We start from the raw sequence: 11,070 nt of genomic DNA, 5'->3' as shown, positions 1-11,070 counted from the left end.
TGGCGGCAATAACTCAACAAAAAGGTGAGGGAACATGGATCAGTGGGCATTGAAGGCCGTCGAGAGGATCGCCGGCGAACGTCGGGCGCCGTACCAGCACATCACCGTCGATCGGTTGACTCCGATCATCGGCGCGCAGATCGGCGGGGTCGACCTGTCCAGGGAACTGGCGCCCGGGCAACTGGCGGAAATTCGCCGGGCCTTTCTGGAAAACCACGTGCTGGTGTTTCGCGACCAGCACCTGAGCGTCGAGCAGCACAAGGCCTTTGGTCGACTGTTCGGTGAGTTGCGCGCCTTGCCGCTGGAGGATATCGACGGCGACGATGCGGAACTGGTGGTCATCCGTGCCACGGCGCAATCGCGCTTCGTCGCCGGGGAGGCCTGGCACACCGACGGTACCGCGGACCTGGCACCGTCGATGGGTTCGATGCTGTACATCAAGGAGACCCCGGCCATCGGTAGCGGTGGCGACACCTTGTTCGCCAACATGCACCTGGCGTTGGACATGCTGTCGCCGACCCTGCAGGGTTTTCTGCAGGGGCTGACGGCCATCCATGATGGGGCGATTCCGTGGAAGGGCTACCCGGCGCCGGAGGGGTTGCCCAGGACCGAACACCCGGTGGTGGTGCGCCATCCGGAGACCGGGCGCAAGACGTTGTTCGTCAACTCCGGGTTCACCTCGCATATCGTGCAACTGTCCGAGGGGGAAAGCCGGGCGCTGCTGGACCTGTTGTTCGGCCTGGTGGCCCGCGAGCCGATTCTCACCTGCCGGGTACGCTGGGAGCCCAATACCCTGGTGTTCTGGGACAACCGCTGCACCCAGCACCATGCGGTGTGGGACTACTTCCCGCATTCGCGGTATGGCGAACGGGTGACAATCCTCGGTGAGCAGCCGCAGCCCTATACCGAAACCTGAAATCCTGTGGGCCCGCAGGCCTGCGCTCATCCACCGAATGGAGCGGGATGGGGGGTGGGTCAGGCCCACTGTGGCTGGGCGAGTCGGGGAAGCAGCGCCTCGACGATCAGCTCGCCGAAGGCCAGGTTGCCGTGCAACGGGTCATCGATCTCGCAGAACCGCGGGGCCTGCCAGCCATCCTCACCGTTGGCGGCGTCCCGCACATCGATCAGCTCGACGCCCAACTCGCGCAAGCGTCGAATCAGCACCTCCTGCGCCGCGATGAATACCCGCGCATCGGAAAACTCCGGCACCCGCTGCGGTGGCAGGACCACCAGCACCCTGATGCCCAGTCCCAGCACCCTTTCGTAGAACGCCAGGGCATACCGGCTCATTTCTTCTATGATCGACTCGAACAGGGGCCCGCCCAGAAACCCGGCGTCGAACTCGCCACTTTCATCCTGATAACAGTGCCAGTTCGGCCGACTGGCGAGAAAGTGCACGCTCATGCCGAGCGTACTGACCAGCGGAACCGACAGTTCTTCCAGCCGGGCCACCCCGGCCAGCTCCAGCGCCTGGCGATAACGCTGGTCCATTTCCGTATCACGAAACCCCACGTCCCCCGGCTGCGCTACCAGGAAATCGACGTTGAAATCCCGTCCGGCCCCCAGCGGGCCGCCGCAGGCCATCAACCCGCGGGCCTGCGCCGCCTTGCCGATCGGCCCGGCGTTGGAGTCGCCCAGCAGCAGGAAGCTAGGGCTTGGCGTAGTAGTCGAGTACGGCGTCTTCACAAACAAGGTCCTCGCTGGGCAGATGAGCGATCGGGTTGGCTGGTGCCACCGGCGGTTGGCCGTTCAGGGCGCTGAAGAACTGGCGCATGACGAACGCCACCCCGGCGGCCGTGACTTCGCGTTGGTTGTCCTGGTAGAAGGCGGCCTTGAACGGCGTGCCGGTGATGATCTCGTAGGAGGGGAAGTAGTCGACTTCCGGCTGTTCCTCGCACAACTGGCCGGCCACCGCGCGCAACACCGATTTGGAGTAGGTGGTGGCGGTCAACACATGCTGGCCGGTCGCGGTAGCGGTCAGCGGCACCGGCGACACGGTCAGCAGCACCCGGATCCGCGGATTCACCGAGCGCAACAGTTCGAGTGCCGTGTGCATTTCACGGTGGCTGTCGACGAAGCCGAAGTTGTGCAGGGCATGGACCTGCGGATCGAACGTCCCCTGCAGCGTACCGGGGCAGAGCGGGTACACCAGGCCGTTGCGTCGATTCACCCAGGCCTCGGTCAGCCCCAGGGTGAAAACGAAGACCCTGGCCCGCTGCAACGCCGTCTTCATCGCCGCCAGCGTGACCTGTCGGGCCTCCAGCAGCGCCTGCCGGCTGGCATGGCCTTCGGGTTCGACCACCGGCCGCATGGGGTCGAAGAAACGTCCATCGCGGCTCCAGAGCTCGTCGGGCATGGCCTGCCTGTCCAGGCACCACTCCAGCCACTGGCGCAACATCGCCGGGGTGTAGAGGTTGCCGGTGCGAAAGGAGAACACGCCATAGTGCCGCGCCTTGCGCTCGGCTTCCGACAGGCCGGCCGGCGCCGGTTCGCTGTCGACCCAGTTCATCCCGCGCTCCACCAGTGCCCGGCCGATATGCTGGGCAAAGCAGGAACCGGCGGTGACGATGGCATCGTCGCGTTCGATCCCGAATTGCGGCAGCCACAACTCGCTCATGCTTTCGGCCGTCTGCTGTGCCACGGCACTGCGCCAGAATGAACGAGGTGCCAACAGTTGGTAAGGATTCATCCCGGGTTCACTCCGAATTGGACCTGGTTGAGGGCGATCATGTCGTCGGTTCCAGCGCGCTGGCCGGCTGGCCGGCATCCAGTGCCCGGTAGCCGAGCAGGCCGATGGGCAGGCAGGCCAGCGCCAGGGCGGAAAACAGCACCACGCCGCCCAAGTGGCTGATCACCAGCGCCCCGAGCAGCGGCGCCAGCGCCGAGCCGAGCCCGGCCAGCATGGAAATGCCGATGAAACTGCCGCGCATGCCGGGCGGCGCGAGGCGATCGATCAGGGTGGCGAACAACGGCATGACGATGATCTCGGCCAGCGTCGCGAACCCGATCGCCAGTATCCAGCCGTACCACAGCGCGCCGGTGTTCAGGGCAATGATCGCGTGGCCGATCATCAGGCAGGCGAGGGCGAGGATGTAGGCGCGCTTGTCGGCCAGGTTCATCAGCCAGCCCATCAGGCACAGGTGGAACACCAGCACGACCGAGGCGTTGGTCACGCTCAGGCTGGCGATCACCGCGTTGATGTCCTCGACCTTGAGTGCCAGCAGGTAGAAGATCAGCGACTCGTCGACCTGGGCGTAGACCAGCACCAGGAAGAAGTTGGCGACGATGATGGTCAGGAACAGTCGATTGCCGAGCATCGCCCGCAGCACCTCACGCAGGGGCGGCGAGGTCGGCTCGGTACCGGCCAGGTGCGGCGCCTGCAGCCGATAGCGCGCGGCGCCGAAGATACTCAGGGCCAGCAGTGCGTAGGTGAAGGCGGCGATCGGAAACACCGCGTCGCTCTCGCGGTTGGCGAACCACATGCCGAGCAACGGCCCGCTGGCAGCGGCGCAATTGACCACGTAGTAGCGGATGTGGAAGAGAAAGGTGCGTTCGTTGTCGGTGGCGACGGTGTCGCTGAGCAGCACCCGCAACAGCGGTTCGAGGATGCTGTGGGCGACCGCCATGCCGATGATCGCGACGAAGTAGCTGGTCTGCCCGGGTGCCAGCCCCATCAGCAGGAAGCAGCCGGCGCCCAGGGCGCAGCCGAAGCCCATCAGGTTGCGGGCATTGAAGGTGTCACCGAGAAAGCCGCTGAGCGGTGAGAGGGCGATGCTGATCAGCGCACCCAGGGCCAGTTGCGCGCCGATATCGGTGATCGGCGTGCCGAAGCGTCGGTTCATCGCCACCACGATGAACGGCCAGACCATGAACGAGGCGACCCGCGACAGGCCGATGCCCAGCAGCAGCCAGCGGGTGGCCGCAGGCAGGGCCCACAAGGTCTTCCATAGGGCGGGTTTCTGGCGCAGATCCATCTGGCTCGTCTCGACAGGGAAACAGGGCCCCGCCTGGAGGCGGGGCCTGCTCATTGAAGAGGGCAATGCGCCGATATGCAAGCCCCGCGAAGCCGGTCGACGACTTTATTTGCGGGGCGGGCGAAAGCGGCCGTCAAGGCCGCTCACTTCAGTGTGGCGCGCGGGGAATGGTCTTGAGCAGATCGGCCGGGCTGATATGGCCGACCACCGCACTGCCCGGTTGCGGCAGGTCGAGGATGTGACCCTTGATCTTGCCGATGATGTGCATCTCGCAAGGCTTGCAGTCGAACTTCAGGGTCAGCACCTCGTCACCCTGGATCAGTTGCATCGGCGCGACCTTGGTCCGCACGCCGGTCACGCCCTTGGCCTGTTTCGGGCACAGATTGAAGGAGAACCGCAGGCAGTGCTTGGTGATCATCACCGGCACTTCACCGGTTTCCTCGTGGGCCTCGAACGCCGCGTCGATCAGCTTGACCCCATGACGGTGATAGAAGTCACGGGCCTTCTGGTTGTAGACGTTGGCCAGGAACGACAGGTGCGACTCCGGGTACACCGGCGGCGGGCTGGTCTCGGCCTTGCGGCCACCGCGCGGATGGGCGGCGACGCGGGCTGCGGTCAGCGCCTCGATCACTTCGCGGCGCAGGCTCTTGAGCTGCGAGTTGGGGATGAAGTAGGCCTGTGGTGCATCGAGCTCGATGGCGGTGGCGTGGTACTGGGTGGTGCCCAACTGGCCGAGCAGGTCGCGCAGTTGCTCCAGGGCCTGCTCCGGCTTGTTGGCCAGGCCGAACGGGCCGTCCAGGGCCACGCTGGCGCTGACGCCTTCCTCGCTGGTGGCGGTCAGTTCCAGACGCTCCTCGCGCAGGCGCGCGCTCCAGCTGACACCGACACGGCGCTCGGCGGAGGTCTTGAGCAATGCCTGTTGCCAGTTGTGATCCAGGTTGCGGTTCAGCGGGTGGTTCGGACGCAGGCGGTGCATGCCCTCCGGCATCTCGTTGGGTTCGACGCGGTAGCGGTAGCGTTTTTCACCGTCCTCCTCGAACTCGCCGCGCGGTTCGGCGACGTTGGCACGGAAGCCGACCACTTCGCGCTTGATCAGCACGTTGAGGCCATCGCCGTTGGACAAGGGCTCGGTGGTCACCACCTGCAGGTCGCGCTTGCCGGCTTTTTCCACCACGCCCACCGGCAGGCCGGTGAAGGTCGGAGTGTCGAAGGCGCCGATATCGATCTTGCGCTCGCTGACGAAGTAGTCGGTGCTGCCGCGGTGGAAAGTCTTCTCCGGGTCCGGCACGAAGAAGTGCGCGGTGCGGCCGCTGGAAGCGCGGGCCAGGTCCGGGCGGCCTTCGAGAATGTCGTCCAGGCGCTGGCGGTAGTAGGCGGTGATGTTCTTCACATAGCCCATGTCCTTGTAGCGGCCCTCGATCTTGAACGAGCGCACGCCGGCTTCCACCAGGGCGCGCAGGTTGGCGCTCTGGTTGTTGTCCTTCATCGACAGCAGGTGTTTCTCGTAGGCGACCACGCGGCCCTGGTCATCCTTGAGGGTATAGGGCAGGCGGCAGGCCTGGGAGCAGTCACCACGGTTGGCGCTGCGGCCGGTCTGCGCATGAGAGATGTTGCACTGGCCGGAAAAGGCCACGCACAGCGCACCGTGAATGAAGAACTCGATCGCCGCGTCGGTTTCGTCGGCGATGGCGCGGATTTCCTGGAGGTTCAGTTCGCGGGCCAGCACCAACTGGGAGAAGCCGGCCTGGTCGAGGAACCTGGCCCGTTCCAGGGTGCGGATGTCGGTCTGGGTGCTGGCGTGCAGTTCGATCGGCGGGATATCCAGTTCCATTACGCCCAGGTCCTGGACGATCAGCGCGTCGACCCCGGCATCGTAGAGTTCATGGATCAGCTTGCGCGCCGGCTCCAGCTCGTTGTCGTGCAGGATGGTGTTGATGGTCGTGAAGACCCGCGCGTGGTAGCGGCGGGCGAACTCCACCAACTGGGCGATATCGCTCACTTCGTTGCAGGCATTGTGGCGGGCGCCGAAGCTCGGGCCGCCGATATACACGGCATCGGCCCCGTGCAGGATGGCTTCGCGGGCGATGGCCACGTCGCGGGCGGGGCTGAGCAATTCCAGGTGATGCTTGGGTAGGGACATGTTTTTCTAGTCAGGCTGCACGGTCAAGGCGTGCATTGTACCGGCGAAACGCCGCGCCGGCACCCGTTGCGGCTGACCGGTCAGGCCTTGGCCGCCATCGCCGTGACTTCCACCTTCATGCCTTCGACCCCCAGGGCTGCCACGCCAATGGCTGCACGTACCGGCCAGGGTTTGACGAAGAACCGCCTGTAGACCTCGTTGAACGCCGGACGGTCGGCGATATCGGTCAGGTAGATGGTCAGGTGCAGGACGCGGTCCAGCGAGCTGCCGGCCTTCTCCAGCGCCACCTTGAGCGCCTGCAGGGTGCATTCGCTCTGCCGGGTGATATCGCCCAGTTCCAGGCTGCCGTCGGCACGGGTGGGGATCTGGGTGGACACCAGCAGGCCGCCGAAGCCGGCCACGTCGGAGGAAATCGAGTCCGCGTCGGGATCCGGCAGGAAGGTCAGGTCATGATTGGCCATGGGGTTCTCTTGTTGAAAGTTGCGCAGGGAAGGGCGCGTACCTGGCACGCCCGTTGATGAATCAGCCCGGCAGTATAGGCGTGACGCGCCGGTACCGGTACCGCATTGCCCCGACGAGTGGATTCGCTGTCGGAAAATAGAGACTTGCATGATAAAAGCCGCCATGAATATTATGATCATAATTTTTCGTTGCCAGCGATAGAGGTCAGTCCGCCATGGGCACTCAAGTCCACATTGCCCCCGAAAGTACATCCGCTGTGGCCCCGGCGCGGCGCAAGCCACTGGTGCGCCTGGCGGTGCTCGCGGCAGCGGTGGCCGCGGCCGTCGTTTACGGCAGCCACTGGTGGCAGACCGGACGGTTCGTCGAGGACACCGAGGATGCCTATGTCGGCGCCGAAGTCACGGTGATCAGCGCCAAGGTCCCGGGCTATATCAGCGAAGTGGCGGTGAGCGACAACCAGTTTGTCAGGGCCGGGGACCTGCTGGCCCGCATCGATGTCCGTGACTACCGCATCGCCCTGGCCAAGGCCGAAGGTGCCGTGGCCGCCCAGCGGGCGAGCCTGGCCAACCTCGATGCCACCGAACAGTTGCAGCAGGCGCTGATCAGCCAGGCCCGTTCGCAGATCGATGCCAGCGATGCCGAGGCCCGCCGCGCCCACGACGACCACGCCCGCTACCAGACGCTGGTGCGCAGCCTGGCGGTCTCCGTCGAAAGTGCCCAGCGTGCCGATGCCACCTGGAAAACCGCCCAGGCCGAACGGGCCCGGGCCGAGGCGGGACTGCTGGCGGCGCAACGCCAATTGGCGGTGATCGAAACCCAGCGGCAACAGGCCCGGGCCATGCTGGAACAGGCCCAGGCCGAGCGCGACCAGGCACAGTTGAACCTCGGCTACACCGAACTGCGCGCACCGCTGGACGGCTATGTCGGCAACCGCCGGGCCAAGGTCGGCGCCTATGCGGCAGCCGGCAGTCAGCTGATTTCGGTGGTACCGGCCCATGGCCTGTGGGTGGACGCCAACTTCAAGGAAGATCAGCTCGCGCGGATGCAGGTCGGCCAAGCGGTCAATATCAAGGCCGATATCCTGCCGGGTCGTGAGTTCCATGGGCACATCGAAAGCCTGGCACCCGCCACGGGCGCCCAGTTCAGCGTGCTGCCGCCGGAAAACGCCACCGGCAACTTCACCAAGATCGTCCAGCGTGTTCCGGTGCGGATCCGCCTGGACGGCAGCGACGCCGACTTCGGTGCCTTGCGCCCGGGGCTCTCGGTTCAGACCGAAGTGAACACCCGCGAACAACCGGCTATCGAACCGGCGGTTGCCCAGGCCAGCCGGCCATGAGTGACGGGCTGCCCACACTGAGCACCCGGCAGAAGGTCGCCGCCTTTGCCTGCATGTGCCTGGGCATGTTCATCGCCCTGATCGACATCCAGATCGTGTCCGCCTCGCTGCGCGATATCGGCGGCGGCCTGTCGGCGGGCGCCGATGACACCGCCTGGGTGCAGACCGCCTACCTGATCGCCGAGATCATCGTCATCCCGCTGTCCGGCTGGCTGTCGCGGGTGATGAGCACCCGCTGGCTGTTCGCCGCCTCCGCCGCCGGCTTCACCCTGACCAGCCTGCTGTGCGCGGTGGCCTGGAACATCCAGAGCATGATCGCCTTTCGCGCGTTGCAGGGTTTCCTCGGCGGTTCGATGATTCCGCTGGTGTTCACCACCGCCTTCATCTATTTCAACGGCAAGCAGCGCATCATCGCCGCCTCGACCATCGGTGCCATCGCCTCGCTCGCGCCGACCCTCGGCCCGGCGGTCGGTGGCTGGATCACCGACATTTCCTCCTGGCACTGGCTGTTCTACATCAACCTGCTGCCGGGCCTGTTCGTGACCCTCAGCGTGCCGCTGCTGGTCCGGGTCGACCAGCCGAACCTGGCGTTGCTCAAGGGCGCCGACTACCTGGGCATCGTGCTGATGGCGGTGTTCCTCGGTTGCCTGGAATATACCCTCGAGGAAGGTCCGCGCTGGAACTGGTTCAGTGACAGCACCATCACCCTGACGGCCTGGGTGGCGTTGGCCAGCGGGGTGCTGTTCATCTGGCGCTGCCTGGAAATCGACGAGCCGATCGTCGACCTGCGTGCCCTGGGCGAGCGCAACTTTGCCCTCGGCTGCCTGTTTTCCTTCATCACCGGCATCGGCATCTTCGCCACCATCTACCTGACACCGCTGTTCCTCGGCCGGGTGCGCGGCTACGGGGCACTGGATATCGGTATCGCGGTGTTTTCCACGGGGATCTTCCAGTTGCTGGCGATTCCGGTGTATGCGTTCCTTGCCAGCCGTATCGACCTGCGCTGGATCCTCATGCTCGGCCTGGCGTTGTTCGGCCTGTCGATGTGGAATTTTGCGCCGATCACCCATGACTGGGGTAGCAAGGAACTGCTGCTGCCCCAGGCGATACGCGGGTTTGCCCAGCAACTGACCGTCGCGCCGACGGTGACGCTGACCCTCGGCTCCCTGGCACCGGCCCGGCTCAAGCTTGCCTCGGGGCTGTTCAACCTGATGCGCAACCTCGGCGGCGCGATCGGTATCGCTGCCTGCGCCACGGTGCTCAACGACCGCAGCAACCTGCATTTCCTGCGTCTGGCGGAGCACCTGAGCAGCCGTAACGAAGAGATGAATCTCTGGCTCGAACACTTGAGCAGCAGTGCCCAGGCGCTTGGCCAGAACAGTCTGGATGCCAGTCAGATCGCGTTGCGCCAGCTCTGGGCCCTGACTTGGCGAGAGGCCCAGACGCTGACTTATGCCGATGCGTTTCTGGTGATCATGGTCTGCTTTATTCTGGCGACGGTGTTGGTGCCGTTGATGCACAAGGTTCAGCCACCGCAGCAGCCTTCTGCGGATGGGCATTGATCAGGTGCGGGAGCTGCTGTCTGTTCGGCTTTTTCCGGGGGAGGTGGGAGGTGGGGTACATATCCGTTTGCGCGTTTAGCTGATGTTACGGTTTCGCCCCTTACGGGCGAGTTACTTTTTTTCAGACGCCAAAAAAAGTAACCAAAAAACGCTTGCCCCTCCATTGGCCCTCGCTGCGCGAGGGTTCCTTCGCTCCGGTTCTGTTTCGAGAGCACGCCGTGACGGGCCATCCATGGCCCAACACGGCTCGCCCGGCATCCCTGCCGGGCAACTCTCGAAACAGAACCTCCACTCAGCCTGCTGGGAACGGGGCGGGTGGATCAAGAGCAAGATCAAAAGCAAAAGCAAAAGCAAAAGCTTCGCGGCGGTGCGGCGTTCAGCAAAAAAACTGAAGGGCCCGTGCGTATGCCATCGCCAGCAAGCCGGCTCTCACATTTTTGCGTGTAGACTTCCAGATTTTCCGTGATCGGTAACGGTAAGGCGTGCGTATGGATCTGCGTCAGTTGGAAGCTTTTGCTGCGGTGATGTCGGCGGGGAGTGTCACCGCCGCGGGGAAGATGCTCGGCCGTTCGCAGCCCTCGGTCACCCGGGTGATCCAGGAACTGGAGCAGGAGCTGGGTTTCGCCCTGTTCGAACGCAGCGGGCCGAAGGTCACGCCGACGCACAAGGCCTTCATGATGTATGGCGAAGTCGAGAGCGCGCTGTTGGGGATACGCAATATCCGCCAGCGCGCGCAGCATATCGCCCAGGAGGAGAATCACCAGATCAAGCTGGTGGCGATTTCGGCCCTGGCCGCCGGCCTGCTGCCGGCGGCGTTGGCTCGCCTGCCCGAGACTCTGCGGCCGCAGCAGGTCCAACTGCAGAGCATGTCGCCGGAAAACGTGGTGCAGGCGGTACTGTCCAAGACCATGGACCTCGGCGCGGTCAGCCTGCCGCTCGAACATCGCGGGCTGGATATCCACTGGATCGGCGAAGCCTCCTGTGTCGCGGTACTGCCGCAGCATTCGCCCCTGGCGGCCCATGAAGTGCTGCCCATGGATCTGCTGGCCCGCCAGACACTGGTCACCATGGCCAACCCCTACCGCTTTCGGCGGCGCATCGACAAGGCTTTCCGCGACGCGGGCTGCGGCACGCCCCGCATGCTCGATACCAACACCTCGCTGATCGCCATGCAGATGGCCCGCGCCGGCCTGGGCGTCGCCCTGGTCGATCCGTTTACGGCCAGGGGCGTGCCGGTGGAAGGCGTGTTGGTGCGTCCGCTCGGTTGCCATATCCCATTCTTCTTCGGCCTGATCTCGGCCTTCGCCAGCCCGCTGTCGGACGTGGCCCGGGCACTGATCGATGAAATCGCCCATTCGGCAAGATTGCTCTTGCCGCAAATGCTCATGCACGAAGCGGCAGCCCATGACGCGCTGCTGCAAAGTATCTATGCCGAGTAAGCCACGGGCACGTGGCGGCTTCTCGACAGGCACGACCGCCTGAAAATCATATTGGTTATATAAATATGCCTTTTTGTGCTTTGCGAGAATAAAAACCGCCTCTTAGTATTCGGATTACGAATTGAAGGCCGCCAAGAATTCATATTTGAATGTTAGC

The 11,070-nt window shown here is 64.5% G+C and carries 9 protein-coding genes; 4 read left to right on the top strand and 5 right to left on the bottom strand.

Going from position 1 to position 11,070, the window contains the following annotated elements; translation table 11 throughout:
- Nucleotides 1-34 precede the first annotated feature (34 nt).
- The gene (locus tag ACMGT0_RS16470; RefSeq protein WP_273826193.1) at nucleotides 35-916 is read left to right on the top strand and encodes a TauD/TfdA dioxygenase family protein; all 882 of its coding nucleotides are present in this window, start codon (nucleotides 35-37) and stop codon (nucleotides 914-916) included.
- 59 nt (nucleotides 917-975) lie between these two features.
- On the opposite strand, the gene ACMGT0_RS16465 is transcribed toward ACMGT0_RS16470, so the two are convergent.
- The 5 genes from ACMGT0_RS16465 to ACMGT0_RS16445 all read right to left on the bottom strand — a co-directional run bounded on the left by ACMGT0_RS16465 (nucleotide 976) and on the right by ACMGT0_RS16445 (nucleotide 6,575).
- Nucleotides 976-1,686 (bottom strand): hypothetical protein, encoded by a 711-nt coding sequence (locus ACMGT0_RS16465; RefSeq protein WP_054059241.1) that lies wholly within the window; start codon nucleotides 1,684-1,686, stop codon nucleotides 976-978.
- Complete coding sequence (locus tag ACMGT0_RS16460) at nucleotides 1,649-2,689, bottom strand: GSCFA domain-containing protein (protein WP_054059240.1); 1,041 nt, start codon at nucleotides 2,687-2,689, stop codon at nucleotides 1,649-1,651. The genes ACMGT0_RS16465 and ACMGT0_RS16460 overlap by 38 nt, the downstream gene beginning before the upstream one ends.
- A gap of 37 nt (nucleotides 2,690-2,726) precedes the next feature.
- A complete protein-coding gene (locus tag ACMGT0_RS16455; protein WP_416768998.1) occupies nucleotides 2,727-3,974 on the bottom strand; it encodes an MFS transporter in 1,248 nt (415 codons plus the stop codon).
- A gap of 148 nt (nucleotides 3,975-4,122) precedes the next feature.
- Complete coding sequence (locus ACMGT0_RS16450) at nucleotides 4,123-6,114, bottom strand: peptidase U32 family protein (RefSeq protein ID WP_054059238.1); 1,992 nt, start codon at nucleotides 6,112-6,114, stop codon at nucleotides 4,123-4,125.
- 80 nt (nucleotides 6,115-6,194) lie between these two features.
- Nucleotides 6,195-6,575, bottom strand: a complete 381-nt coding sequence (locus tag ACMGT0_RS16445) for a RidA family protein (protein WP_054059237.1) — start codon at nucleotides 6,573-6,575, stop codon at nucleotides 6,195-6,197.
- Between the two features lie 215 nt (nucleotides 6,576-6,790).
- Between ACMGT0_RS16445 and ACMGT0_RS16440 the strand changes: the two genes are divergently transcribed.
- From ACMGT0_RS16440 to ACMGT0_RS16430, 3 genes are all read left to right on the top strand, one after another.
- Nucleotides 6,791-7,912, top strand: coding sequence for an HlyD family secretion protein (locus tag ACMGT0_RS16440; RefSeq protein ID WP_416768997.1), 1,122 nt, complete (start codon nucleotides 6,791-6,793; stop codon nucleotides 7,910-7,912).
- On the top strand, nucleotides 7,909-9,474 hold the full coding sequence (locus ACMGT0_RS16435; protein ID WP_416768996.1) for a DHA2 family efflux MFS transporter permease subunit: 1,566 nt from the start codon (nucleotides 7,909-7,911) through the stop codon (nucleotides 9,472-9,474). Before ACMGT0_RS16440 ends, ACMGT0_RS16435 begins: the two co-directional genes overlap by 4 nt.
- A gap of 488 nt (nucleotides 9,475-9,962) precedes the next feature.
- Entirely contained in the window at nucleotides 9,963-10,913 is a 951-nt protein-coding gene (locus ACMGT0_RS16430) for a LysR family transcriptional regulator (protein ID WP_416768995.1), read from the top strand.
- Nucleotides 10,914-11,070: the final 157 nt, after the last annotated feature.

This window comes from Pseudomonas sp. RHF3.3-3, assembly GCF_048069595.1.
Lineage (GTDB): Bacteria > Pseudomonadota > Gammaproteobacteria > Pseudomonadales > Pseudomonadaceae > Aquipseudomonas > Aquipseudomonas fuscovaginae_B.
Note: the sequence above shows the minus strand (reverse complement) of the source record. Positions and strands in the feature narration are given on the sequence as shown.

Coding starts and splice junctions, on each gene's coding strand:
- ACMGT0_RS16455 (WP_416768998.1), bottom strand. CDS start 3,974: ATGGATCTGCGCCAGAAACCCGCCCTATGGAAGACCTTGTGGGCCCTG.
- ACMGT0_RS16435 (WP_416768996.1), top strand. CDS start 7,909: ATGAGTGACGGGCTGCCCACACTGAGCACCCGGCAGAAGGTCGCCGCC.
- ACMGT0_RS16450 (WP_054059238.1), bottom strand. CDS start 6,114: ATGTCCCTACCCAAGCATCACCTGGAATTGCTCAGCCCCGCCCGCGAC.
- ACMGT0_RS16440 (WP_416768997.1), top strand. CDS start 6,791: ATGGGCACTCAAGTCCACATTGCCCCCGAAAGTACATCCGCTGTGGCC.
- ACMGT0_RS16430 (WP_416768995.1), top strand. CDS start 9,963: ATGGATCTGCGTCAGTTGGAAGCTTTTGCTGCGGTGATGTCGGCGGGG.
- ACMGT0_RS16470 (WP_273826193.1), top strand. CDS start 35: ATGGATCAGTGGGCATTGAAGGCCGTCGAGAGGATCGCCGGCGAACGT.
- ACMGT0_RS16460 (WP_054059240.1), bottom strand. CDS start 2,689: ATGAATCCTTACCAACTGTTGGCACCTCGTTCATTCTGGCGCAGTGCC.
- ACMGT0_RS16445 (WP_054059237.1), bottom strand. CDS start 6,575: ATGGCCAATCATGACCTGACCTTCCTGCCGGATCCCGACGCGGACTCG.